Below are 24,626 nucleotides of genomic sequence, written 5' to 3' on the forward strand. Positions count from 1 at the left end.
TCATGCTCCTTGGGCATGGGACGAGGTCTCTGCGGCCGGGCTCGAAGGACTCGACGGACTCGTGGGAGAAGTCTGTCCCTCGGTGGCCGGTTCGCCGGCGGAGGGCCCGCCCTTGCGTGCACGCCAGGCGTCACGCAGCATTTCGTGCCACCGCGGACGCTTGCGCGCGGGTACATGGTCCACACCGCCCGGCGACCACGGATTGCACCGGAGGATGCGCCAGGCCGTGAGTGCCGTGCCCTTGAGCGCACCGTGCCGGTCGATGGCCGTGTAGCCGTAGTGGGAGCACGACGGGTAGTACTTGCACACCGGCCCGAGCAGCGGACTGATCGTCCACTGGTACAGCTTGATCAGAGCCAGCAGCGGGTACTTCATCGCGCGCCCCCTCCCAGCAGCCGCTGCAGAGCGGCATCCAGGTCTCGGGCCAGCTGTGCATGGTCGGCGTCACCCGCTCCGGGCAGCGCTCGTACGACTACCAGGCTACCGGGGGGAAACAGGTCGACTCGTTCGCGCATGAGATGACGCAGTCTGCGCTTCACCTTGTTGCGCACCACCGCGCCGCCCACGGCCTTGCTCACGACGAAACCCGCACGCGTCGGGGGAGCGCTCTCCCCAGGCGCATGCGGGTCCGTGGCACCGCTACGAAGATGGACGACGAGGTTCGGGCGGCCGGCCCTGCGACCTCGTCGTACCGCGGTCGCGAAGTCCTCGCGCCGCCTCAGCCGGTTCTCGGTGGGCAGCACGACGTCATGACCTGACCGGGATCAGGCGGACAGACGAACGCGACCCTTGCTACGGCGGGACGCGAGAATCGCGCGGCCGGCACGGGTACGCATACGCAGCCGGAAGCCGTGGGTCTTCGCGCGACGACGGTTGTTCGGCTGGAAGGTGCGCTTGCTCACTCGGGGGCTCCAGAAAGAATCGGTGGTTGCGGGGTGCCGTCCTGGCTGTCACCGTGCGCCCACGAGTAGCTCGCAGTTACGCCCGAGTGCACCGCTTACCGATCACCTGACGCGATCTGTGCCCATCGGAGGCAGGCGGCAGCAGCCATCGACAACTCGACCTGGTTACGGTACGTGGGGCTACGCCATCCGGTCAAACCGGAGGTGCCAGGGAGACACTTGTCCACAGCCTGGGGACAACAACTTGAACCGCACCGGCCGCCCTGACTACCGTGACTGGACTCCGATTCGTTCCCTTATCCCTGCCCCACCCGATTTACATCCCGACCCGTCCCAGAACCACACGTTCGTGGGACCCGTGAGAGAGCGTGCCCTGTGGCTGACGTACCTGCCGATCTTGCCGCAGTGTGGCCACGAGTACTGGAGCAGCTCCTGGGCGAGGGTCGTGGCCAGGGGGTGGAAGCGAAGGACGAGCACTGGATCCGGCGCTGCCAGCCGCTCGCGCTGGTCGCCGACACCGCGCTGCTCGCCGTGCCGAACGAGTTCGCGAAGGGTGTGCTCGAGGGCCGCCTCGCCCCAGTCGTCAGCGAGACGCTGAGCCGCGAGTGCGGGCGCCCGATCCGCATCGCGATCACCGTCGACGACTCCGCCGGCGAGCCCTCGGCCCCACCGGCCCCCGCCCGCCCCCAGCCGCGCTACGAGGAGCCCGAGCTCCCGTCCGCGGGCCAGGGCAGGGACGGCTATGACAGGGACGGCTACGACCAGGGCCGCGACGGTTACGACGGATACGGCCGCCACCGCGCCGACCAGCACCCGGGCGATCCGATGCCCGGCTCCCGCGCGGACCAGATCCCGACCGCCCGTCCCGCCTACCCCTCGGAGTACCAGCGCCCCGAGCCGGGCTCCTGGCCGCGGCCGCCGCAGGACGAGTACGGGTGGCAGCAGCAGCGGCTCGGCTTCCCGGAGCGCGATCCGTACGCCTCGCCGCAGCAGGACGCCTACGGATCCAAGGACGGGTACGGTGCGCAGGACGCGTACGGATCTCCTTCCCAGGACGCGTACGGCTCGCCGTCCCAGGACTCGTACGGATCCCAGGACTCGTACGGATCCCAGGACTCCTACGGCTCCAAGGACGCGTACGGCTCGCAGGACTACCGCCCGCAGGCCATGGAGCGCCCCTCCTACGACCAGGCGCGCTCCGACTACGAGACGTCACGCCCCGACTACGACCAGCGCGACCCGGTGCGCCGGGAGCTGCCGGATCCGCCGGCCGGCTCCGGGCATGTGCACCGCGGCGGCCCGGTCGGGCCGAATCTGCCGACCACCGGCGCGCCCGGTCCGCTGGCCGCGCAGCCCGCGCCGGCGACCGGTCCCGGTGAGCCGACCGCGCGGCTGAACCCGAAGTACCTCTTCGACACGTTCGTGATCGGCGCGTCGAACCGCTTCGCGCACGCGGCCGCGGTGGCCGTCGCCGAGGCGCCCGCGAAGGCGTACAACCCGCTCTTCATCTACGGGGAGTCCGGGCTCGGCAAGACGCACCTGCTGCACGCGATCGGGCACTACGCGCGCAGCCTCTACCCGGGCACACGCGTGCGGTACGTGAGCTCGGAGGAATTCACCAACGAGTTCATCAACTCCATCCGCGACGGCAAGGGCGACAGTTTCCGCAAGCGCTACCGCGAGATGGACATCCTGCTCGTGGACGACATCCAGTTCCTGGCGGACAAGGAGTCGACGCAGGAGGAGTTCTTCCACACCTTCAACACCCTCCACAACGCCAACAAGCAGATCGTGCTGTCCAGCGACCGGCCGCCCAAGCAGCTGGTCACGCTGGAGGACCGGTTGAGGAACCGTTTCGAGTGGGGCCTGATCACCGACGTCCAGCCGCCCGAGCTGGAGACGCGCATCGCGATCCTGCGCAAGAAGGCGGTGCAGGAGCAGCTCAACGCCCCGCCGGAGGTGCTGGAGTTCATCGCCTCGCGGATCTCGCGCAACATCCGCGAGCTGGAGGGGGCGCTGATCCGGGTGACGGCGTTCGCCTCGCTCAACCGGCAGCCGGTGGACCTGGGGCTGACGGAGATCGTCCTGAAGGACCTGATCCCCGGCGGCGAGGACTCGGCGCCCGAGATCACCTCCACGGCCATCATGGGCGCCACGGCGGACTACTTCGGGCTGACCGTCGAGGACCTGTGCGGCACCTCGCGCGGGCGCGCGCTGGTGACCGCCCGGCAGATCGCCATGTACCTGTGCCGTGAGCTGACGGACCTGTCGCTGCCGAAGATCGGCGCGCTGTTCGGCGGCCGCGACCACACGACGGTCATGCACGCCGACCGCAAGATCCGCAACCTGATGGCCGAGCGGCGCTCCATCTACAACCAGGTCACCGAGCTGACCAACCGCATCAAGAACGGCTGACAGCCCCCGCAGACGGTCCTGAGGGCGCCCCCGGAGGAGATCCGGGGGCGCCTTTCGTCATGCGGTGGCGCACGCGCGGGCCACCCGCTGTTCGAATAGTTGCCGGGTTACGGCCACCCTCCACAGATTCGGCGACTTTTTCCCGTCCACATCCTGGGGACCGGGAAGTTGTCCCAACACTGTCCACAGCGGTGGCTGTTGAGGAATGATCAGGCCAGGTCAGCAGCGTGTGGATTCGTGGACGAACGATCTCCACAGGCTGTGGACAGCGAGTGGGTCCACAGCCTGTGCACGGAGTTGTCCACCGCCAACCCACAGGCGAAGGCCAGTTGTCCCCAGTGATCCCCAGCTTCTCCACATGCCTGTCCACTGTTCGGCAACGCGACGCGCCTCATCACCATCGCGAGTGAAAGGCGTCACACCAAGGTGCCGGGTTGGCCTGTGGGAAAGGTGGGTAAAGCTGGGGACGGCGCTGGGGAGAACTCGCCCCTGCCTGTGCACGGAGTGTGCAGAACTTTTCGTTCTCCACAGCGGCCCCTGGTTGTCCACGGCCGCCGCCCACAGGCCCCGTGGACAAAATTACCGCGCTGAGCTGGGCAAACGTGGTTATCCACGGTATCCACAGGCCCTACTACTACGTCCGACTAGAGAGAGCGCGGAATTCGTTTCGAAGTGGGCCCTGTGCACAACTCGCCCTCTCGGGCCCGGCTGCCCCTCGGCGCGACTTGACCCCGAGAAGCACCTACTGTCAGTGCGGTGCGTCAGACTGGTCCCCGGTGTCCTTCCCTTCACAGGGACCGGCGACACCGAGTCAGACGACGAAGGCGAAGCAGGGCGAGAACGCCGGCAACAGCAGGAGGCGGCTTACGGTGAAGATCCGGGTGGAACGCGACGTACTCGCGGAGGCAGTGGCCTGGGCGGCGCGCAGCCTCCCGGCCCGTCCGCCGGCGCCTGTCCTCGCCGGCCTGCTGCTGAAGGCCGAGGACGGCCAGCTGAGCCTGTCCAGCTTCGACTACGAGGTCTCCGCGCGCGTCTCCGTGGAGGCGGAGGTCGAGGAGGAGGGCACGGTCCTGGTCTCCGGCCGCCTGCTCGCGGACATCTCCCGGGCGCTCCCCAACCGGCCGGTGGAGATTTCCACAGACGGTGTACGGGCGACGGTGGTGTGCGGCTCCTCGCGGTTCACACTCCACACCCTGCCTGTGGAGGAGTACCCGGCGCTGCCGCAGATGCCGAACGCGACGGGCACGGTCCCCGGCGAGGTCTTCTCCTCCGCCGTGCAGCAGGTGGCCATCGCCGCCGGCCGTGACGACACGCTTCCCGTCCTCACCGGTGTGCGCATCGAGATCGAGGGCGACACGGTCACGCTGGCCTCCACCGACCGCTACCGCTTCGCGGTCCGTGAGTTCCTGTGGAAGCCGGAGAACCCGGAGGCCTCCGCGGTCGCCCTGGTGCCCGCCAAGACGCTCCTGGACACCGCCAAGTCGCTCGGGGCCGGGGACAGCGTGACGCTGGCGCTGTCCGGCTCGGGCGCGGGCGAGGGCCTGATCGGTTTCGAGGGCGCGGGCCGCCGTACGACCACGCGGCTGCTGGAGGGCGACCTCCCGAAGTACCGCACGCTGTTCCCGACGGAGTTCAACTCGATCGCCGTCATCGAGACCGCCCCCTTCGTGGAGGCCGTCAAGCGTGTGTCCCTGGTCGCCGAGCGGAACACCCCGGTGCGGCTCAGCTTCGAGCAGGGCGTGCTGATCCTGGAGGCCGGCTCCAGCGACGACGCACAGGCTGTGGAAAGGGTCGACGCCCAGCTGGACGGCGACGACATCTCGATCGCCTTCAACCCGACGTTCCTGCTGGACGGCCTGAGCGCCATCGACTCCCCGGTGGCCCAGCTGTCCTTCACGACGTCCACGAAGCCTGCGCTGCTCAGCGGCAAGCCCGCGGTGGACGCCGAGGCGGACGAGGCCTACAAGTACCTGATCATGCCGGTGCGGCTCAGCGGCTGAGCGCCGCCGGGGTTGTCCCCAGGCTGAGGACGAATCCGCAGGTGAGGGCGTACGTCTGAGCGCGTATGCCCACAGCTGTGCACGAGCGTCCGGGTTTAGGCTCGGACACGGGTACGAAGGTGCCCGCACGCCACACAGCGACCTAAGGAACACAACTGATGGAGCTCGGTCTCGTCGGCCTCGGCAAGATGGGCGGCAACATGCGCGAGCGGATCCGCCGCGCGGGCCACACCGTCATCGGATACGACCGCAACCCGGACCTCGCCGATGTCCACAGCCTTCAAGAGCTTGTGGGCAAGCTCAGCGGCCCGCGCGTGGTCTGGGTGATGGTCCCGGCCGGCGAGCCCACCCAGACCACGATCGACGAGCTGGCCGAGCTGCTGGAGCCCGGTGACGTCGTGGTGGACGGCGGCAACTCGCGCTGGACCGACGACGAGCGGCACGCCGAGGAGCTGGCCGCCAAGGGCATCGGCTTCGTCGACTGCGGTGTCTCCGGCGGCGTGTGGGGCCTGGAGAACGGCTACGCGCTGATGTACGGCGGTGACAAGGAGAACGTCGCCAAGGTGCAGCCGGTCTTCGACGCGCTCAAGCCGGAGGGCCCGTACGGCTCGGTGCACGCCGGCAAGGTGGGCGCCGGGCACTTCGCGAAGATGGTCCACAACGGCATCGAGTACGCGATGATGCAGGCCTACGCCGAGGGTTGGGAGCTGCTGGAGAAGGTCGACTCCGTGGAGAACGTGCGCGAGGTCTTCCGCTCCTGGCAGGAGGGCACGGTCATCCGCTCCTGGCTGCTGGACCTCGCGGTGAACGCCCTCGACGAGGACGAGCACCTGGAGCAGCTCCGGGGTTATGCACAGGACTCCGGTGAGGGACGCTGGACTGTGGAGGCCGCGATCGACCACGCGGTGCCGCTGCCGGCGATCACCGCGTCGCTGTTCGCGCGGTTCGCCTCCCGCCAGGAGGACTCGCCGCAGATGAAGATGATCGCCGCGCTGCGCAACCAGTTCGGCGGTCACGCGGTCGAGAAGAAGTAAGCAGGACCCGAAGGACATAGGTGGAGGCCGGCGAACGACCATGCACGTCACGCATCTGTCGCTGGCCGACTTCCGCTCGTATCCCCGGGTCGAGGTCCCGCTCGACCCGGGGGTGACGGCCTTCGTCGGCCCCAACGGGCAGGGCAAGACGAACCTCGTCGAGGCGGTCGGCTACCTCGCCACCCTCGGCAGCCACCGCGTCTCCTCCGACGCCCCCCTGGTCCGCATGGGCGCCGACCGCGCGATCATCCGGGCGCAGGTCCGCCAGGGCGACCGGCAGCAGCTGGTCGAGCTGGAACTCAACCCGGGCCGCGCCAACCGCGCCCGCATCAATCGCTCCTCGCAGGTCAGGCCGCGTGACGTGCTGGGGATCGTACGCACCGTGCTCTTCGCTCCCGAGGATCTCGCCCTGGTCAAGGGCGACCCCGGCGAGCGGCGGCGCTTCCTGGACGAGCTGATCACCGCCCGCTCCCCGCGCATGGCCGGCGTCCGCTCCGACTACGAGCGGGTGCTCAAGCAGCGCAACACCCTGCTGAAGTCGGCCGCGCTGGCCCGTCGGCACGGCGGCCGCACCATGGACCTGTCCACCCTGGACGTGTGGGACCAGCACCTCGCGCGCGCGGGCGCCGAACTGCTCGCCCAGCGTCTGGACCTGATCGCGGCGATCCAGCCGCTGGCCGACAAGGCGTACGAGCAACTGGCGCCCGGCGGCGGCCCGGTCGCCCTGGAATACAAGCCGTCCGCGCCCGGCGAGGCACACACGCGCGAGGACCTCTTCGAACAGCTGACGGCGGCGCTCGCCGACGTCCGCAAACAGGAGATCGAGCGGGGCGTCACGCTCGTCGGACCGCACCGGGACGACCTTCTCCTCAAGCTCGGCCAGCTGCCCGCCAAGGGGTACGCCTCCCACGGCGAGTCCTGGTCCTACGCGCTGGCGCTGCGCCTGGCCTCGTACGACCTGCTGCGTGCCGAGGGCAACGAGCCGGTGCTGGTCCTCGACGACGTCTTCGCCGAGCTCGACACCCGGCGCCGCGAACGCCTGGCCGAGCTGGTCGCGCCCGGCGAGCAGGTGCTGGTGACGGCCGCGGTCGACGACGACGTACCGCATGTGCTGTCGGGGGCGCGGTTCGCGGTGTCCGAGGGGACGGTGGAGCGCGTATGAGCGGCGACACACCCCGGAACACCACCGGAGACGCACCCGGGCGCTTTCCGGGGAGCACGCCGGGGAACCCGCCTGGGAGCGCCTCACGGCAGAGCGCGCCCGGTACCGCGAAGAACGTCCCCGAGCCCTCCGGCGTCGACCTCGCGCGCGTCGCGCTGCGCGCGGCGAAGGAGGCGGCACGCGCGCGTGGGGACGCGGCGCAGCAGAAGAAGCAGGCGCGGCGCGGAGGCGGCCTGCGCTCCGGAGCGCGTGCCGACCGCCGCGATCCCATGGCGCTCGGTGCCGCCATCAACCGGCTCCTCACCGAGCGCGGCTGGGAGGCCCCGGCCGCGGTGGGCGGCGTGATGGGCCGCTGGCCGGAGATCGTCGGCGAGGACGTGGCCAAGCACTGTGTGCCGGAGAGGTACGACGAGGACGAGCGTGTGCTGAGCGTGCGCTGTGACTCCACGGTGTGGGCGACGAACCTGCGCCTGCTGGCGCCGACCCTGGTGGCCCGGCTCAACGAGGACCTCGGCCACGGCACGGTGAGAATGATCAAGGTCAACGGTCCCGGCGGCCCCGCCCGCCGTTACGGCCCGCTGCGTGCTCCGGGCAGCACGGGGCCCGGCGACACCTACGGCTGACGCGGCGCCGCTGAGACACGGGTGACCTGAGCGCCGTGGATCGCCCGGGACGCGCGTTCCTGCCGGGCGGGGCGGTGCGGACCCGTCGCCACGCGGGCCGGTCCTGACCGTATCCACAGCTGTGGACAGCACGTGACTGACTTCACATCAGTGGGCGCCGACGGTGCTTCCGGACCGTCGGCGCCCGCCTTGTCGTAGCACCGCACACGGTTGCGAATCGGGAGCTGACTCCTAAGTAGCCAAGGGTTGACGGCTGGAAGCGCTGAGTGCCTCCGTGAGCCTCTTGGAGCCCCCATCCACATATCGGGAGTCGGCCGAGCACGGTTCAGGGCGGCACATGCGGACTCAGGTACCGGCAAACCCCCATCAGTGTCAGTGCTACCGGTAGACTGGAAGGCAATCCCGCCCCAATCGTGGGGACCGTCCGGGAAAAGCTGAGCAACGCTGATCAAGGCTTACCAACGCAACATGCCGCAGCCGCTCCGGCAACCCGCCGACGAGCCCGGCTCGTGCTGTGCCAGAAAGGGCGCTTCGTGGCCGATTCCGGCAACCCCAACGAGAACATCCCGTCCACCGACGCCGGCGCCGACGGCGCGGTGATCTCGTCGAACGGCGAGGTCACCGCCTCGTACGACGCCAGTGCCATCACCGTCCTCGAGGGTCTGGACGCGGTCCGCAAGCGACCCGGTATGTACATCGGCTCAACCGGTGAGCGCGGCCTGCACCACCTCGTGTACGAGGTGGTCGACAACTCCGTCGACGAGGCCCTGGCCGGGCACGCGGACACGATCGAGGTGACGATCCTCGCCGACGGCGGTGTCCGCGTCGTCGACAACGGCCGTGGCATCCCGGTGGGCATCGTCCCGTCCGAGGGCAAGCCCGCCGTCGAGGTCGTGCTGACCGTGCTCCACGCGGGCGGCAAGTTCGGTGGCGGCGGCTACGCGGTCTCCGGTGGTCTGCACGGCGTGGGCGTCTCGGTCGTGAACGCGCTCTCCAGCAAGGTCTCCGTCGAGGTGAAGACCGACGGCCACCGCTGGACGCAGGACTACAAGATGGGCGTGCCGACGGCTCCGCTCGCCAAGCACGAGGCGACGGAGGAGACCGGCACCTCGGTCACCTTCTGGGCCGACGGCGACATCTTCGAGACCACGGAGTACTCCTTCGAGACGCTCTCGCGGCGTTTCCAGGAGATGGCGTTCCTCAACAAGGGCCTGACCATCAAGCTCACCGACGAGCGCGAGTCGGCGAAGGCCACGGCGGGCGCCGACGAGGCGGGCGCGGACGAGCTGGCCGAGGAGCAGAAGGTCAAGTCCGTCACGTATCACTACGAGGGCGGCATCGTCGACTTCGTGAAGTACCTCAACTCCCGAAAGGGAGACGTGGTGCACCCCACCGTGATCGACCTGGAGGCCGAGGACAAGGACAAGAGCCTGTCCCTCGAGGTCGCGATGCAGTGGAACAGCGGCTACAGCGAGGGCGTCTACTCCTTCGCCAACATCATCCACACGCACGAGGGCGGTACCCACGAAGAGGGCTTCCGGGCCGCGCTGACGTCGCTCATCAACAAGTACGCGCGCGACAAGAAGCTGCTGCGCGAGAAGGACGACAACCTCACGGGTGACGACATCCGCGAGGGTCTGACCGCGATCATCTCGGTCAAGCTGAGCGAGCCGCAGTTCGAGGGCCAGACCAAGACCAAGCTGGGCAACACGGAGGCCAAGACCTTCGTGCAGAAGGCCGTCTACGAGCACCTCAACGACTGGCTGGACCGCAACCCGGTCGAGGCCGCGGACATCGTCCGCAAGGGCATCCAGGCGGCCACCGCGCGGGTGGCGGCCCGCAAGGCGCGGGACCTGACACGTCGTAAGGGCCTGCTGGAGACCGCGTCGCTGCCGGGCAAGCTGGCCGACTGCCAGTCCAACGACCCGGCCAAGTGCGAGATCTTCATCGTCGAGGGTGACTCCGCCGGCGGCTCGGCCAAGTCCGGCCGCAACCCGCAGTACCAGGCGATCCTCCCGATCCGAGGCAAGATCCTCAACGTCGAGAAGGCGCGGATCGACAAGATCCTCCAGAACCAGGAGATCCAGGCCCTGATCTCCGCCTTCGGCACCGGAGTCCACGAGGACTTCGATATCGAGAAGCTCCGCTACCACAAGATCATCCTGATGGCGGACGCCGACGTCGACGGCCAGCACATCAGCACCCTGCTGCTGACCTTCCTGTTCCGCTTCATGCGGCCGCTGGTCGAGGCCGGGCACGTGTACCTGTCCCGTCCCCCGCTGTACAAGATCAAGTGGGGTCGGGACGACGTGGAGTACGCCTACTCGGACCGTGAGCGCGACGCGCTGATCGAGATGGGCCGCCAGCGCGGCAAGCGCATCCGCGAGGACTCCATCCAGCGCTTCAAGGGTCTCGGCGAGATGAACGCCGAGGAGCTGCGCGTGACCACCATGGACCAGGAGCACCGCGTCCTCGGCCAGGTCACCCTCGACGACGCCGCCCAGGCCGACGACCTGTTCTCGGTCCTCATGGGCGAGGACGTCGAGGCCCGCCGCGCGTTCATCCAGCGCAACGCCAAGGACGTCCGCTTCCTCGACATCTGAGTCGGTCTCAGCTGACCGCACCAGGAAGGATCTTCACCAGCAATGGCCGACGAGAACACCCCCGTCACCCCGGAAGAGGGCGGCGAACTCGCGATGCGTGTCGAGCCCGTCGGGCTCGAGACGGAGATGCAGCGCTCGTACCTGGACTACGCGATGTCCGTCATCGTGTCCCGCGCGCTGCCCGACGTCCGGGACGGTCTCAAGCCCGTCCACCGCCGCGTGCTGTACGCCATGTACGACGGCGGCTACCGCCCCGAGCGCGGCTTCTACAAGTGCGCGCGCGTGGTCGGCGACGTCATGGGTAACTACCACCCCCACGGCGACTCCTCCATCTACGACGCCCTGGTGCGCCTCGCCCAGCCGTGGTCGATGCGGATGCCGCTGGTGGACTCCAACGGCAACTTCGGCTCTCCGGGCAACGACCCGGCGGCGGCCATGCGCTACACCGAGTGCAAGATGGCGCCGCTGTCGATGGAGATGGTCCGTGACATCGACGAGGAGACCGTCGACTTCACGGACAACTACGACGGCCGCTCCCAGGAGCCGACCGTCCTGCCGGCCCGCTTCCCGAACCTGCTGATCAATGGCTCGGCCGGTATCGCGGTCGGTATGGCGACCAACATCCCGCCGCACAACCTGCGCGAGGTCGCGTCCGGCGCCCAGTGGTACCTGGAGAACCCGGACGTCTCGCACGAGGAGCTGCTGGACGCGCTCATGGAGCGCATCAAGGGCCCCGACTTCCCGACCGGCGCCCTCGTGGTCGGCCGTAAGGGCATCGAGGAGGCGTACCGCACCGGCCGCGGCTCCATCACCATGCGCGCCGTCGTCGAGGTCGAGGAGATCCAGAACCGCCAGTGCCTGGTGGTCACGGAGCTGCCGTACCAGGTCAACCCGGACAACCTCGCGCAGAAGATCGCCGACCTGGTGAAGGACGGCAAGATCGGCGGCATCGCGGACGTCCGTGACGAGACGTCGTCCCGTACGGGCCAGCGCCTGGTCATCGTGCTCAAGCGCGACGCGGTCGCCAAGGTCGTCCTGAACAACCTCTACAAGCACACCGACCTGCAGACGAACTTCGGCGCCAACATGCTGGCGCTGGTGGACGGCGTGCCGCGCACGCTGTCGCTGGACGCCTTCATCCGCCACTGGGTGAACCACCAGATCGAGGTCATCGTCCGCCGTACCCGCTTCCGGCTGCGCAAGGCCGAGGAGCGGGCGCACATCCTGCGCGGTCTGCTGAAGGCACTGGACGCCATCGACGAGGTCATCGCCCTGATCCGGCGCAGCGACACCGTCGAGATCGCCCGGGGTGGCCTGATGAGCCTGCTGGAGATCGACGAGATCCAGGCCAACGCCATCCTCGAGATGCAGCTGCGCCGCCTGGCCGCCCTGGAGCGCCAGAAGATCGTCCAGGAGCACGACGAACTCCAGGCGAAGATCGACGAGTACAACGAGATCCTGGCCTCCCCCGTCCGTCAGCGGGGCATCGTCAGCGAGGAGCTCGCCGCGATCGTCGAGAAGTACGGCGACGACCGCAAGACGATGCTGGTGCCCTACGACGGCGACATGTCCATGGAGGACCTGATCGCCGAGGAGGACATCGTCGTCACGGTCACGCGCGGCGGCTACATCAAGCGCACCAAGACCGACGACTACCGGGCCCAGAAGCGCGGCGGCAAGGGCGTCCGCGGCACGAAGCTCAAGGAAGACGACATCGTCGACCACTTCTTCGTGTCCACGACCCACCACTGGCTGCTGTTCTTCACCAACAAGGGCCGTGTGTACCGCGTGAAGGCGTACGAGCTGCCGGACGCCGGCCGCGACGCGCGCGGGCAGCACGTGGCGAACCTGCTCGCCTTCCAGCCGGACGAGGCCATCGCCGAGATCCTCGCGATCCGCGACTACGAGGCGGCGCCCTACCTGGTCCTGGCCACCAAGGCGGGATTGGTCAAGAAGACGCCTCTGAAGGATTACGATTCGCCGCGCTCCGGCGGTGTGATCGCCATCAACCTGCGCGAGCGGGAGGACGGTTCCGACGACGAACTGATCGGCGCCGAACTCGTCTCGGCCGATGACGATCTGCTGCTGATCAGCAAGAAGGCACAGTCGATCAGGTTCACCGCATCCGACGAAACCCTGCGCCCCATGGGCCGCGCGACCTCGGGTGTCAAGGGCATGAGTTTCCGCGAGGGCGACGAGCTGCTCTCGATGAATGTTGTTCGACCCGGTACGTTCGTGTTCACTGCCACCGACGGTGGGTACGCGAAGCGGACCGCCGTCGACGAGTACCGCGTCCAGGGACGCGGCGGCCTCGGCATCAAGGCCGCCAAGATCGTCGAGGACCGCGGTTCGCTCGTCGGTGCGCTGGTGGTCGAGGAGACCGACGAGATCCTCGCCATCACACTGTCAGGCGGTGTGATTCGTACGCGAGTCAACGAGATCAGGGAGACGGGCCGTGACACCATGGGCGTCCAACTGATCAATCTGGGCAAGCGCGATGCCGTGGTCGGCATCGCACGCAACGCCGAGGCGGGACGCGAGGCGGAGGAGGTCGACGGCGACGTGGTCGTCGACGAGACCGCCGAGGGTGCCGCGACCACCGGCACGGACGAGGGTGAGGCGCCCTCGGCCGAGTAGCACGAGGAGTGAGTCAGCGTGAGCGGAGCCACGGGCGCCGGATCGACCGGTACCTCGACGGGTACGGAGACGAACGGCGGCGGCCGTGGCTCCGCCGCGCGGGCGGCGGACTCGGGGGCGCCGGAAGCACGCGCGACTGGCGCGCAGGTGACGGACCCGCAGGTGACGGACCCGCAGACCACCCAGCTGAAGGCGATCAAGTCGCCCACGAAGGACTCGCCCTCTTCTGAGACGTACGGATCCCAGGACGGATCCCGAGGGGGAAGTGTGACGGACACCCGAGGCCCGCGGACCCAGCCGCCCACCGCTGGAGCGGGCCCGGCCGCTCCGGGCGCCCAGCCGCAGCCGGCGCCCCAGCAGGAGGCCGCCGTGCCCCCTGCCTCGCCGCTGCCGGGCGAACGGCAGCCGCAGCAGCCGGCGGGGCCGTACCACCCGCCGCAGGCCTACCCGGCGCAGGGCGGCCCCGCCGCCGTACGCCGCCCGCGAACCGGCGCCCGCACCACGCCCCGGGTCCGCAAGGCCCGCCTGCGCGTGGCGAAGGCCGACCCGTGGTCGGTGATGAAGGTCAGCTTCCTGCTCTCCATCGCGCTGGGCATCTGCACGATCGTGGCGGCGGCGGTGCTGTGGATGGTCATGGACGCGATGGGCGTCTTCTCCACGGTCGGCGGCACGATCTCCGAGGCGACCGGCTCCAACGAGTCGAACGGCTTCGACCTGCAGTCGTTCCTGTCCCTCCCGAACGTTCTGCTCTTCACCACGATCATCGCGGTCATCGACGTCGTCCTGGCGACGGCCCTCGCCACGCTCGGAGCGTTCATCTACAACCTGTCGGCGGGCTTCGTGGGCGGGGTCGAGCTGACGTTGGCGGAGGATGAGTGACGGGGGTGTCCCGCTCGGGGCTCCGGCCTCGGTGACGGTCCCCCGACATCCGATTTTGGGACTGCCCACCTGGTGCGCTAATCTTCAGGAGTCAGCGCGCGGGACACCACCGCAGAGCGCGGCGGGGCTATAGCTCAGTTGGTTAGAGCGCATCCCTGATAAGGATGAGGCCACAGGTTCAAATCCTGTTAGCCCCACCAGCACGAAGACCCCCAACCGATCATGGTTGGGGGTTTTTGGCGTGACCTCCCTCAAGCGCTTAAAGCGCCTGCTTGCGAAGCACCGGCAGGCCTACACTCGGCGGATGACCTTGGAATGGGAACAAGTGATCGTGCACTCGGTGGATCCGGTTGCCTTGGGGCAGTGGTGGGCCGAGGCTCTTGGGTGGGTGGTGGTCTACTCCTCGGATGATGAGTTCGAGATCCGCCCGGAGCCGGATCGCCTGCCGGGGTTGGACTTCGTCCGGATCGATGAGAGCAAGAAGGCCAAGAGCCGCCTGCATCTCGACTTCAGGCCCGATGACCAGGCCGCCGAGGTGGCTCGTCTGGAGGCTCTTGGCGCGAAGCGTGTCGACATCGGCCAGGGTGACCAGTCATGGGTCGTCATGGCAGACCCCGAAGGCAACGAGTTCTGCGTCCTTGGCCAACGGAAGCAGTGAAGGACCGGCCTGACAAGGACGAGGCCACAGGGTGCAGACCCTGTGAGCCCCACAGAAGAAGACCCGAGAGAGCGGGCGTTTTCCCCGGGGGGAAGCGCCCGCTCTTCGGTTTCCCGCTGCCAGGGTCGGGGCGTACGGGCTGCTGGGGCTCCGCGTCGTGGTGCGGGTGAGTCGTGACAGGGCGAAGGCCCGGTGGCTCATCGAAGCTGCCGGGCCTTCAGGGTCGTGCGTGGTGCTGTACGCAAGTTCGCCGGAACTACGGGGAAGCTGAAGGAGCGGGTCAGGGCCGGACGGTCAGCGCCCGGGGCGCCGGAGGGCTACCGCTGCAGGCGCGTGGAGGGGTCCGTCGGAGACTCGGCCCCGTCGGGGCGGTCGGCGGCGGCCGGGGCGGTCGGGTCCAGGGCCGGGTCCAGGGCCGTGTCCGCGAGCGGACGGTGCCGGCAGCTGGGGGACTTGCCGTGGGCCTCGGCGTGGATGCGCTGCTTCATGGTGGGGGGCAGGGCCCTGGCGCGGGACCAGGACCAGGGGGACGTCGCCGGCGTCGTCAGCCGCGGAGCGCTGGTCTCGCTGTTGCGCGTCGTCCCGGTCTGCGGCGTCGCCGCGGCGGCCGTCGTGGTGATGAGTCCGAGCGCCGTGCACAGCGCGAGGAAGGCGGTGACGACTGCGGTCCACAGCTTCATGACCTTGGTGCGGGCCATGGCCCCTCACTTTCGGGTTGGGCGATTTGCGTACTTTCCTCATGATGTGTATGTGGGCCGCGAAGTGGTGGACCGACGCCCGTGGCGCGGCGATGTTCAGATGAACACCACCCGGATGGACGCAAGAGGCCGGAAAAGGCGGAGATCCAGGAGGAAGGCGGACAAAAGTCACCCTCGGTCAGGGTGTGATCACCCTCCGATCGGATCGGTTTCTTCCGCTTCTATCGCGGTATCCGGGGCGGGAGTTGGCCACCGACGCAGGTCACCGATCGATATCGATCGGTGTGTATAGTCGGGCGCCAGAGGTCCCCTACGTCAAGGAAAGACGAGGTCGCGCGGTGAAGAAGCTTCTCCTGGTCGCACTGGCCGCCATCGGCGGGCTCCTCGTGTACCGCCAGATCCAGGCGGATCGCGCCGAGCAGGATCTGTGGACGGAGGCGACTGACTCCGTGCCCACGGGTTCGTGAGTACCAAGATCCGATTCTGAGCAGACCCCGGCCGCCTTGCGGTCGGGGTTTCGTGCGTGTAGGGCCTCTCACCGGGCTCCGCGCCGCCTCGGCCGGTCCCACGGATTGCGGGGATGACACGGATGGCGGCATGCCCGGCGGGGGAGGATGGGCCACGGTTCCACGGTCCGGTCGGCCGACGAGGAGTGGCGCGTGCGGGGATGGCGGTGTACGGCGTGGGAGCGCCCGGCGGCGTGGCGAGGTCGCCCGCCGCGGTTGGTGCGCCTTGGGGTGGTGGCGCTGGTGCTGGGTTCGGCGGCGGCCCTGCCGGTGCACGCCGTGCCGACGGACGCCGTATCGGCGCACGCCGTCCGGGCAGGGACGGGTGGAGCAGCTGCGGTACACGCCGTCCGGGCAGGGGCGGGAGCAGCTGCGGTACACGCCCTTCCGGCAGGTGCGGCACACGCCCTCCCGGCAAGGGCGGATGCAGCAGCGGCCGGAAGGGCGTCAGCAGCCCGAGTGACGGTGCCGGAAACGGCCGGGACGGCGGGAGCGGCAGGGCTCGCCGGAACAGCGGAGCAGTACGCCTTCGCCGAGGGCGCCGAGCGGATCGAAGGCGCGGACGTCACCGCGGAGGCGGTGGAGCTGAAGCCCGGCGCGGCCTACCGCAGCTCTCTTCCCGGCAGTGGCGAGGTCTTCTACCGTCTCGAACTCGACAGCACGTCCAACGCGTACGTCTCCGCCACCGCCGTTCCCGCCCCCGGCGCCACGGTCTCCGCCCTGGATGGCATCAGGGTCTCCGTGGAGAACGCCGACGGCCGTTCCTGTTCCCTCGACATCGCGAGTTTCGGCGCGCCCGGCAGCCCGCATCCGATCACGGCGTGGGCCGCCCGCGAGATCTCCCCTTCCAGGGCCGTCTGCCGGGAGGCAGGGACGTACTACGTGTCCGTCGAGCGTGCCGGTCGGGGCGGTCAGGGTGCGTCGGCGGACGCCTGGGAGGTGGAGCTCGCCGTCGTGTCGGAGCCCGGTCTGCGCGAGGCCGGCGCGACGAGCGGGCCCAAGGAGTGGAACTCCGCCTCGCCCCAGCACCTCGCGGGGGAGGCGGTGCGCCGCCCGGGCGGTGCGGGATTCTCGCGCGCGGTGTCCCTCGGGCAGGGCGTCTGGCGGGACGACATCCGGCCCGGCCAGACGCTCTTCTACAAGGTGCCGGTCGACTGGGGCCAGCAGCTTTCCGTCACGGCCGAACTGGGCAGTTCCGACTCCACCGGACGAGGCTATGCCCCCCACGCCCTCGACCTGGCACTGCACAACCCCGCGCGCGGCCTCGTCGAGGACATGGGCGTCTTCTACAACGGCCGCCAGAAGTCGGACAGCCTCGCGCCCCTGCCGCCGGTCGACTACGCCAACCGTTACACCGCCGTCGGCCGGGTCAGCGCGATGCGGTTCGCCGGGTCCTACTACCTCGTCGCCCACCTGGCGGAGAAGGTGGCCGACAGCTTCGGGGACGCGCCGGTCGCGCTGACGCTGCGGGTGCGGGTGAGCGGTGCGGGGGAAGCCGGGCCCGAGTACGCGGGGGAGTCCGTTCCGCAGGACGTCTTCCAGGTCACGGAAGGGGGCCGGGCGGTGGCGGCCGAAGGGGCGTCCGCAGGCGACGACACCGCGATGAAGGCGGTCGCGGTGGGCGGAATCGGCACCGGGAGCGTCCTGCTGGCGGGCCTCGGGGTGTGGACGGTGGCCGCTCGGAGGAAGGGCCGGGTCTCCTCGTAGGGCGATGCTGTGCGGCCGACGCCGACGTCTGTCCGACCGCGTCGTCTCAGATGCGGCTCAGTGCCCAGAAACCCACGGCGTAGCAGGCGAGCGCCAGGAGGAGTATCGGGATCGCCACCTTGGCCGGAGGGCCGGTGCGACGGCGGCGGCGCCGGTTCGTGCGGTGTCGGGGCATTGCCTGCGAAGAAGCTGGAACCTGCGGGACCTCGGCGGTGTACGAAGCAGTAGAGGCGTCGGCGCGCTGCTGCGGCGCCGGGGTCAGGGCCTGCGCGGGGTACGCCGGTGGGGCCGGTGGCATGTGCGACCCCTGTGGCCGTGGGGAGGGCAGCGGGTGAGTGGGGTCGTAGGGGGAGACGTACGCGGGCTGCTGCTGCGCCGTTGGGTGGGGCTGCGCCCGTGCCTGGCCCTGGGCCTCGTGGGCCTCATGTACGTCATGTACGTCATGTGGCTGGTGTGATTGGGGTCTGCGTGGCTGCGGGGCCGGCTGAGGGGTGGAGGTGACCGTGGTCTGGGGAGGCGGCAGGTGGAAACTGCCCGTGTCGGACATGGCGGGCGGTTGCACCGCGGCGGACGGCGTCGCCGACGCGGCCCGATCCGTGCCCGTGCCCGTGTCCGTGGCCGCGCTCCTGTCGGCGCCCGTGGCCCCGTGCGTGTTCCGTCGCGGATCGGGCGGCGGTACGACGCCTGAATGGGAGTCCGTCGAGGGGGAGCCCGCGCCGGCCCCTGGGTGCGCCGAGCCGCTGCCGGTTACCGACCCTGCCCCTGCCCCAGTCCCAGTCTCGGGGTCGGCCCCGCCCACCGACCCGGACTGGGGGGACGCCGAGCCGGCGCTGGAGTGGGGGCCTGGCCGGGAGCCGGGGGTGTTGGTGCCCGACCGGGACCGTGGGTCACCCTGGCCGGGCAGAGAGGGAACGCCCTGCTCGCCCCTCGGAGCCAAGCCCGACGCCCGTTTCAGCGGGCCGTCGGGGCCGAAGCCCGAGGGCAGTGGGCCGAGTTGGTCGAAGATCTCGATCAGCTCGTCGTCGGGTCCCGGCTCCGGGAGGAGTTCCGCGGCAGCGGCGAGGGCCTTCCGTGCCCCGGTGGCCGTACGGAACCGCGCCTGCGGGTCCGGTTGCAGCAGCGTGGCCACGACCTGCCACAGCGGTTCGGGTATGCCCTTGGGCGCGCCGGGTGTGCCGAGTTCGGCGAAGTACTGCACGAGTGCCTTGCTGTCCGGCTTGGCACCCTCCAGCAGGTACAGCGCGACCAGTCCCACAGCGAACAGGTCGGCGGGGAAGTCCGGTTCCGAGCCCATCAGTTGCTCGGGCGCGAGGTAACCCGGCGTCCCCACCACGAGGTTGGTCTCCGTCAGGCGGGGCTCGCCCAGCCGCATGGCGATGCCGAAGTCGGACAGCCGAAGTCTCGGCCGACCCGTACCGGTGGCCTCCAGCAGCACGTTGGCGGGTTTGACGTCACGGTGCACGACCCCTTCGGCGTGCACCGCGGCCAGCCCCGCCAGAAGCTGGTCGAGCAGCGTGCAGACGAAGGCGGGCGGCAGGGGACCGTAATCTCCGACCAGGTGGACCAGCGAGCCCCCGGCGACCAGGTCCATGGTGAACAGGACCTTGTCGTCGTCGGCGGCCCAGCTGGTGGGAGCGAGCACATGGGGGTGGTCGATCCGCAGGGCCTGTTCGCGGACGAAGCGGAGCAGGGAGTGGGCGTCGCTCTGCAGCAGGACCTTGGCGGCCACGTAGCGGCGCCGGCGGTGGTCCCAGGCGCGCCACACGGCGCCGACCCCTCCGCGTCCGATCGGGTCGACCAGTTCGTACCTGCCGGCGAAGACCTCACCCATGGTCGTGCGTCGCTCCTCCCCCTGCGGTCTCCCCCCTTGCTTCCCCCTCGACGAGCGAGACGACTCCCCCGTGCGCCGATCCGTCCCCGCCGGCGGTGCACACCCCCCGGTGCCCGCCCTCGGTGCGGTGGCGCCGTCCCCTCGCCTCACTCGGCGCCCGGCTGCCGAACCCCCTTCGGCGGCCGGGCGGTGGGATCAGCTCTGGTGGGACTGGTAGTGCGCGACCGCGTCAGAGGTACGGCCGGCACCGTACACCCGGAGGAACTCCGCCAGTTCCGGATGGGTCGGGGCGAGGGTGTCCGCGGCCTCGATGATGTCGCCCGCGGCCGCCACCGAGCGCAGCAGCGACTGGATCTCACGGACCACCCGCTTGACCGTGGGCGCTCCCGAACTGCTCGTCGTCTGCGTGGTGTTGCTGAGCACCGAGCCCCCCTGTGACTTCTTGATCTCCTCCATGCGCTCGGTGGCCTCGGCGGCGCTCACACTGCCGTCCGCGACCTGGGCGGCGAGGTCCTGCAGCAGCTGCACCCGCTGGACCACGGCCGGGTTGCCGATCTTCGCCCGCTGGCCGCTCATCAGCTGCGACAGCATCGGTGCCGACAGTCCCAGTACCCCCGCGAGACGAGCCTGGTTGAGACCAAGATCGTCGATGAGCCTACGGAAGAGCGCCCCCAACGGCTCCCCGTACCAGTTCCGCTGCAGTTCCCGCGCTCTTGCGGTGGCTTCCTGCTGTGCGGCGTCCATTGCGTCTCCCCATCGCTTCCCCAATACGGTGGTTCGCTGTAGCGAACCACGCCGAGCATCTTACGGAGCGTGGTCGGCGACGGGGACCCCCCATTTTTTGTGGAATCCCGGGGGTGACCCGGTACTCTGGTCTCCGGCACGCGCCGGGATGTGTTCTTCCTGGCGGACGTTCCCCATCCGGGGCCTTAGCTCAGTTGGTAGAGCGCTGTCTTTGCATGGCAGATGTCAGGGGTTCGACTCCCCTAGGCTCCACTCGATCAATGCCTTCCGACCTGCGAGAGCGCGGGATCGGGGGGCGTTTTTCGTGGGGGAGCCGCGACCAGCCGGAGGTTCCACTGGCCGGGACGGTTCAAAGGGTGGCGTCGGCCGGGCGGTGACTAGGCGTGCACCGGTCGGCCGCCGCGGCTGCGGAGGCCGGCGACCGTCGTTCGGGGGCTGTCCAGCGTGGTTCGGGCGCCGTTCAGCCTGGCCCACGGGGCTTTCCCCATGACGAGCCGTACCGGACCGCCGTCGCGCGCCGGTCGGGCACCGTGCGGACGGTGGTGTCCGTCACCGCACGACAGTCACCTTCGATGGTCGCCTTCCACATCGCGAAGTCCTGCGGGCCCTGCCGACCGGTCACGCGCAGTGGCGATCAGGGGTGCCCGGGTGACGGGCGCTTCTGCCTTGACCGCCGGACCAACTGACCCAGTCGGCACGGGACTTCGGCGCCGACGCGGGCGGTGAGCTCGCGGCGTGCGCGCCGGGCGAGGCAGAACCGTGTTCTTCTCCTCCACGCACCGCTATCGGCGGCGCATTCCCGATGCCCGGTCGGCTCCACGGCACGCTGGCGCCTCTCCCCCGCCGGTGCGCCTGCCGAGGGTCCTTCTTCGCCGGCACCCGCGCCGTCCCGGCGGGCACGACCACCGCCCTGACGTCATGGGCCCGTACTCGTGCAGGTCCTGTGCCGGGCCGGCCTCGGCCCGGCGCTCCGCCACGGCGACGGCGAGGTGCCGAGCCGCCTCACGGCACCTGTCAGGCCCGCCTCACAGTGCGCTCCAGTCCAGGGTGGTGCGGGCCAGCCGGGCCACGTCGTCCAGCAGGGCCAGGCGGGCCGCGCGGACCGTGGGGTCGGGGTCCATCACCAGGACCTCGTCGAAGAAGGTGTGGATCGCGGCGACGAGCGGGGCGCAGACCTCGATCAGCGCGGCGAGGTCGTCCTCGCGGCCGTGCAGGGCCCGGTGGGCGTCCTTGGCGCACTCGGCGAGACGGAGCTCGGCGGGCGCCGTCAGCGCCGACCGGTCCACCGCGTCGCCCCGCGGCGTGTCCTCGGGGAGGATGCGCACGACCCGCTGCAGCGCGGTCGTCAGCCCGTCGAACTCCTCGGTGCCGACGTGCCGCTCCAGCGTGGCCAGGGTGCGGTCGCCGTGGGCGGGACGGTCCGCCCACACCAGAACGGCCTGGACGAGGCGGTGCTCGTGTCCCGCGTCCATGAGCTGTTGCTCGTAGCGGCGGGTGATCAGCTCGGCGGCCTCCGTGAGCCGCTCGTCGGGCACCTCGACCCCCTGCGCGGCATAGCGTTCGGCCGCCGCGCGCAACCCGTCCCCGACCCGCACCCCGGCCATCGCGGGGACGCTCCGCAGGACGTTGAGCAGACCGATGGCGGCCCGGCGCACCCCGTACGGATCGGAGCTGCCCGTCGGCACGGCACCGATCACGAACATGCCCGTCACCAGGTCGAACCGGTCGGCGAGCGAAAGCACGGCGCCCGCCTCACCGGTGGGCAGCGCACCGCCGGCCGAACGTGGCAGCTCCATCTCGGCCAGGGCAATGGCGACCTCGGCCGGCTCACCGGCGCGGCGCGCGTACTCCTCGGCCATCACCCCGGCCAGGCCGGAGAACTCGATCACCATCTGCGACGCCAGATCGAACTTGGCCAGTCGGCCGGCGCGGCGCACGGTGGCCACCGGCTCCTCGGCGAGCCCGGCGCGTTGGGCCAGGTCCAGGGCGAGGGCGGCGATACGGTCGGCGCGGTCGGCGACCGTCCCGAGCCGGTCCTCGAACGTCAGCTTGTCCAGGCGGCGGCGGAACTCCTCGGGGGAGACCTTCAGATCGGCCCGCCAGAAGAAGGCGGCGTCCTCGTAACGGGCCCGCAGCACCGCCTCGTTGCCCGAGCGCACCACGTCGTCGTCGCACAGGCCGTTGGCGAAGGTGACGAAGTGCGGCAGCAGACGGCCGGCGCCGTCCAGCACCGGCAGATAGCGCTGGTGCTTGCGCATCACGGTCGTCAGCACGCTCGCGGGCAGTTCGAGGTAGCGCTCGTCGAAGGAGCCCCGCACCGGGTGCGGGTACTCCACGATGTCGGTGATCTCGTCGATCAGCCCGGCCTCGCCGGCCACGTCGATGTGCCCGCCGACCTCCGCCGCCGTCGCCTCGGCGCCGCGCACCACGGCGGCGTGCCGGGCCTCCCGGTCCAGCAGGATCCCGTGCGCGCGCAGGACGTGGGCGTAGCCCTCGGCCGACATCACCTGGACGACCGGGTCCGGTGCGGTGCGGTGCACGCGCGTGGTGTCGCCCGAGGCGAGCGCGGAGACGGCGACGGGCAGGGGGGTACGGCCGAGCAGGGCGAGCAGCCAGCGGACCGGACGGGAGAACGACAGCGCCGGGTCGTTCCACCGCATGTTGCGGGCGGAGCGCATCCCGGACACGACCTCGGCCAGCAGGTCGCTGAGCACCTCGACGGCCGTGCGGCCGGGTTCGTCACGGGTCACCGCGACGTACTCAACCCCGCCGACGTCGAGGACCCGCACGTCCGCCGGGTCGACGCCCTGAGCGCGGGCGAAGCCCAGCAACGCGGGCGTGGGGGCGCCGTCGCGATAGGCGGCGGCCACCTTGGGACCCCGCACGGTCCTGGCGGTGTCCGGTTCACGCGGCTGCACGTTCTCGACCGTGACCACGACCCGGCGCGGCGTGGCCATGGCGGTGATCGCCCCGTGCCCCAGCCGGGTGGCGGCCAGCTTGGCCGTGATCGCCTCGCGCACCGCGTCGGCGGTGGCGCGGACCTCGGCGTACGGCAGCTCCTCCACGCCGATCTCGAACAGCAGCGTCTCGGGACCCGGCACCGTGGGCAGAGGGGCGCGCACGGCCGGTGCCGGCGCGGCCGCCACGCCCAGCGGGTGCTCCTGGGCCGCGCGGCGCCGCGCCCACAACTGGGCCGACTCGTGGGTGAGGCCGCGCATCAGGGAGAACGCCTTGGCGCGCTCCGTGGTACTGATCGCGCCGCGCGCGTCGAGCACGTTGAAGGTGTGGCTGCACTTGAGCACGTACAGGTAGGCCGGTACCGGCAGCTCCAGGTCCAGCAGGCGCCGTGCCTCGGCCGCGTACGACTCGAAGAGCCGGTGGTTGGTGTCGACGTCGGCGTCGTCGAGGTAGTAGCGGCTCATCTCGTACTCGTTCTGCCCGAAGACCTCGCCGTAGGTGATGCCCGGCGCGTAGACGATGTCCTTGAAGTGGGACACGCCCTGGAGGTTCATCAGGATGCGTTCGAGGCCGTAGGTGATCTCCACCGACACCGGGGAGAGCGTGACGCCGCCGACCTGTTGGAAGTAGGTGAACTGGGTGATCTCCATGCCGTCCAGCCAGACCTCCCATCCCAAACCCCAGGCGCCGAGCGCGGGGGAGGCCCAGTTGTCCTCCACGAACCGCACGTCGTGCGCCCGCAGGTCCACGCCGAGGGCCCGCAGACTGCCCAGGTACAGCTCCTGCGGGTTGCCCGGGTCGGGCTTGAGGATCACCTGGAACTGGGTGTGGGTCTGGAGCCGGTTGGGGTTCTCGCCGTAGCGCGAGTCGTCCGGCCGGACGCTCGGTTCCACGTAGGCGACGCTCCAGGGCTCGGGGCCGATCACCCGCAGGGCCGTGGACGGGTTGGCGGTACCGGCGCCCACCTCGGTGTTCAACGGCTGCGTGATCATGCAGCCGTTGTCGCTCCAGTACTTCTGCAGGGTGAGGATGGCGTCCTGCATGGTCAACGCCGTCTGGCCGCTCTTCATGGTGATCGAATCGCCTGTTTCCCGGATCGGTTCGGCAAGGTGGTCGCGTGTCCGGGCGCCGACCGGACGCCGCCGCGAGGACCGAGGCCCCTGAGGGGTGGTCATGATGTCACACGGTCAACCACCCCTGACCTGGGGCTCTTTGAAGGGGGAAGAAGGCCAGGGGCGCTAGGCGTCGAGCGCACCGACGCCCCGTGCC

18 protein-coding genes and 2 tRNA genes are annotated in these 24,626 nt (G+C 70.0%); 13 read left to right on the forward strand and 7 right to left on the reverse strand.

Annotated features, from left to right (window positions below; translation table 11 throughout):
* From yidD to rpmH, 3 genes are read right to left on the reverse strand one after another with little or no spacing between them, the layout of a single operon-like run.
* A complete protein-coding gene (yidD, locus tag ACFPZJ_RS09175) occupies window positions 1-375 on the reverse strand; it encodes a membrane protein insertion efficiency factor YidD (protein ID WP_381019415.1) in 375 nt (124 codons plus the stop codon).
* On the reverse strand, window positions 372-743 hold the full coding sequence (gene rnpA, locus ACFPZJ_RS09180; RefSeq protein WP_381019417.1) for a ribonuclease P protein component: 372 nt from the start codon (window positions 741-743) through the stop codon (window positions 372-374). The genes yidD and rnpA overlap by 4 nt, the downstream gene beginning before the upstream one ends.
* A 21-nt stretch (window positions 744-764) precedes the next feature.
* On the reverse strand, window positions 765-902 hold the full coding sequence (rpmH, locus tag ACFPZJ_RS09185; RefSeq protein ID WP_381019419.1) for a 50S ribosomal protein L34: 138 nt from the start codon (window positions 900-902) through the stop codon (window positions 765-767).
* 375 nt (window positions 903-1,277) lie between these two features.
* Between rpmH and dnaA the strand changes: the two genes are divergently transcribed.
* The 10 genes from dnaA (at window position 1,278) to ACFPZJ_RS09235 (ending at window position 14,913) form a co-directional block, all read left to right on the forward strand.
* Window positions 1,278-3,317, forward strand: coding sequence for a chromosomal replication initiator protein DnaA (gene dnaA / locus ACFPZJ_RS09190; protein ID WP_381019421.1), 2,040 nt, complete (start codon window positions 1,278-1,280; stop codon window positions 3,315-3,317).
* Between the two features lie 869 nt (window positions 3,318-4,186).
* Complete coding sequence (gene dnaN, locus ACFPZJ_RS09195; protein WP_381019422.1) at window positions 4,187-5,317, forward strand: DNA polymerase III subunit beta; 1,131 nt, start codon at window positions 4,187-4,189, stop codon at window positions 5,315-5,317.
* 158 nt (window positions 5,318-5,475) lie between these two features.
* A complete protein-coding gene (gene gnd / locus ACFPZJ_RS09200) occupies window positions 5,476-6,351 on the forward strand; it encodes a phosphogluconate dehydrogenase (NAD(+)-dependent, decarboxylating) (RefSeq protein WP_381019424.1) in 876 nt (291 codons plus the stop codon).
* Between the two features lie 40 nt (window positions 6,352-6,391).
* On the forward strand, window positions 6,392-7,513 hold the full coding sequence (gene recF, locus ACFPZJ_RS09205; protein ID WP_381019426.1) for a DNA replication/repair protein RecF: 1,122 nt from the start codon (window positions 6,392-6,394) through the stop codon (window positions 7,511-7,513).
* Window positions 7,510-8,136 (forward strand): DciA family protein, encoded by a 627-nt coding sequence (locus ACFPZJ_RS09210; protein WP_381019428.1) that lies wholly within the window; start codon window positions 7,510-7,512, stop codon window positions 8,134-8,136. Before recF ends, ACFPZJ_RS09210 begins: the two co-directional genes overlap by 4 nt.
* Window positions 8,137-8,669: 533 nt before the next feature.
* The gene (gene gyrB / locus ACFPZJ_RS09215) at window positions 8,670-10,739 is read left to right on the forward strand and encodes a DNA topoisomerase (ATP-hydrolyzing) subunit B (protein ID WP_381019430.1); all 2,070 of its coding nucleotides are present in this window, start codon (window positions 8,670-8,672) and stop codon (window positions 10,737-10,739) included.
* A gap of 42 nt (window positions 10,740-10,781) precedes the next feature.
* Entirely contained in the window at window positions 10,782-13,376 is a 2,595-nt protein-coding gene (gene gyrA, locus ACFPZJ_RS09220) for a DNA gyrase subunit A (protein WP_381019432.1), read from the forward strand.
* A gap of 18 nt (window positions 13,377-13,394) precedes the next feature.
* Window positions 13,395-14,255, forward strand: coding sequence for a DUF3566 domain-containing protein (locus ACFPZJ_RS09225; protein WP_381019434.1), 861 nt, complete (start codon window positions 13,395-13,397; stop codon window positions 14,253-14,255).
* A gap of 123 nt (window positions 14,256-14,378) precedes the next feature.
* A tRNA-Ile gene (locus ACFPZJ_RS09230) sits at window positions 14,379-14,455 on the forward strand.
* A gap of 104 nt (window positions 14,456-14,559) precedes the next feature.
* Entirely contained in the window at window positions 14,560-14,913 is a 354-nt protein-coding gene (locus tag ACFPZJ_RS09235) for a VOC family protein (protein WP_381020140.1), read from the forward strand.
* A 317-nt stretch (window positions 14,914-15,230) separates the two neighbouring features.
* Here the strand turns inward: ACFPZJ_RS09235 and ACFPZJ_RS09240 are convergent, their stop codons facing one another.
* Window positions 15,231-15,611 carry a DUF6344 domain-containing protein gene (locus ACFPZJ_RS09240; protein WP_381019436.1) on the reverse strand — a complete coding sequence of 127 codons (381 nt, stop codon included), beginning with the start codon at window positions 15,609-15,611 and terminating at the stop codon, window positions 15,231-15,233.
* Between the two features lie 338 nt (window positions 15,612-15,949).
* Here ACFPZJ_RS09240 and ACFPZJ_RS09245 point away from each other — a divergent pair, with 338 nt between their 5' ends.
* On the forward strand, window positions 15,950-16,078 hold the full coding sequence (locus ACFPZJ_RS09245; RefSeq protein WP_003999697.1) for a DLW-39 family protein: 129 nt from the start codon (window positions 15,950-15,952) through the stop codon (window positions 16,076-16,078).
* Window positions 16,079-16,576: 498 nt separating this feature from the next.
* On the forward strand, window positions 16,577-17,824 hold the full coding sequence (locus tag ACFPZJ_RS09250) for a hypothetical protein (RefSeq protein ID WP_381019438.1): 1,248 nt from the start codon (window positions 16,577-16,579) through the stop codon (window positions 17,822-17,824).
* Between the two features lie 46 nt (window positions 17,825-17,870).
* Here the strand turns inward: ACFPZJ_RS09250 and ACFPZJ_RS09255 are convergent, their stop codons facing one another.
* Complete coding sequence (locus ACFPZJ_RS09255; protein ID WP_381019440.1) at window positions 17,871-19,655, reverse strand: protein kinase domain-containing protein; 1,785 nt, start codon at window positions 19,653-19,655, stop codon at window positions 17,871-17,873.
* 195 nt (window positions 19,656-19,850) lie between these two features.
* A complete protein-coding gene (locus tag ACFPZJ_RS09260) occupies window positions 19,851-20,399 on the reverse strand; it encodes a helix-turn-helix domain-containing protein (protein WP_381019442.1) in 549 nt (182 codons plus the stop codon).
* 179 nt (window positions 20,400-20,578) lie between these two features.
* Here ACFPZJ_RS09260 and ACFPZJ_RS09265 point away from each other — a divergent pair.
* Window positions 20,579-20,651, forward strand: a tRNA-Ala gene (locus tag ACFPZJ_RS09265).
* A 773-nt stretch (window positions 20,652-21,424) separates the two neighbouring features.
* On the opposite strand, the gene ACFPZJ_RS09270 is transcribed toward ACFPZJ_RS09265, so the two are convergent.
* On the reverse strand, window positions 21,425-24,427 hold the full coding sequence (locus ACFPZJ_RS09270) for a glycine--tRNA ligase (RefSeq protein ID WP_381019444.1): 3,003 nt from the start codon (window positions 24,425-24,427) through the stop codon (window positions 21,425-21,427).
* Window positions 24,428-24,626 lie beyond the last annotated feature (199 nt).

It is taken from the genome of Streptomyces bullii, from assembly GCF_042657145.1.
Classification (GTDB): domain Bacteria; phylum Actinomycetota; class Actinomycetes; order Streptomycetales; family Streptomycetaceae; genus Streptomyces; species Streptomyces bullii.

Excerpts from the sequence above, each read along its gene's own strand:
- yidD (WP_381019415.1), bottom strand. The coding sequence starts at position 375 with ATGAAGTACCCGCTGCTGGCTCTGATCAAGCTGTACCAGTGGACGATC.
- gnd (WP_381019424.1), top strand. The coding sequence starts at position 5,476 with ATGGAGCTCGGTCTCGTCGGCCTCGGCAAGATGGGCGGCAACATGCGC.
- recF (WP_381019426.1), top strand. The coding sequence starts at position 6,392 with ATGCACGTCACGCATCTGTCGCTGGCCGACTTCCGCTCGTATCCCCGG.
- ACFPZJ_RS09210 (WP_381019428.1), top strand. The coding sequence starts at position 7,510 with ATGAGCGGCGACACACCCCGGAACACCACCGGAGACGCACCCGGGCGC.
- gyrA (WP_381019432.1), top strand. The coding sequence starts at position 10,782 with ATGGCCGACGAGAACACCCCCGTCACCCCGGAAGAGGGCGGCGAACTC.
- ACFPZJ_RS09235 (WP_381020140.1), top strand. The coding sequence starts at position 14,560 with ATGACCTTGGAATGGGAACAAGTGATCGTGCACTCGGTGGATCCGGTT.
- ACFPZJ_RS09240 (WP_381019436.1), bottom strand. The coding sequence starts at position 15,611 with ATGGCCCGCACCAAGGTCATGAAGCTGTGGACCGCAGTCGTCACCGCC.
- ACFPZJ_RS09255 (WP_381019440.1), bottom strand. The coding sequence starts at position 19,655 with ATGGGTGAGGTCTTCGCCGGCAGGTACGAACTGGTCGACCCGATCGGA.
- ACFPZJ_RS09260 (WP_381019442.1), bottom strand. The coding sequence starts at position 20,399 with ATGGACGCCGCACAGCAGGAAGCCACCGCAAGAGCGCGGGAACTGCAG.
- ACFPZJ_RS09270 (WP_381019444.1), bottom strand. The coding sequence starts at position 24,427 with ATGAAGAGCGGCCAGACGGCGTTGACCATGCAGGACGCCATCCTCACC.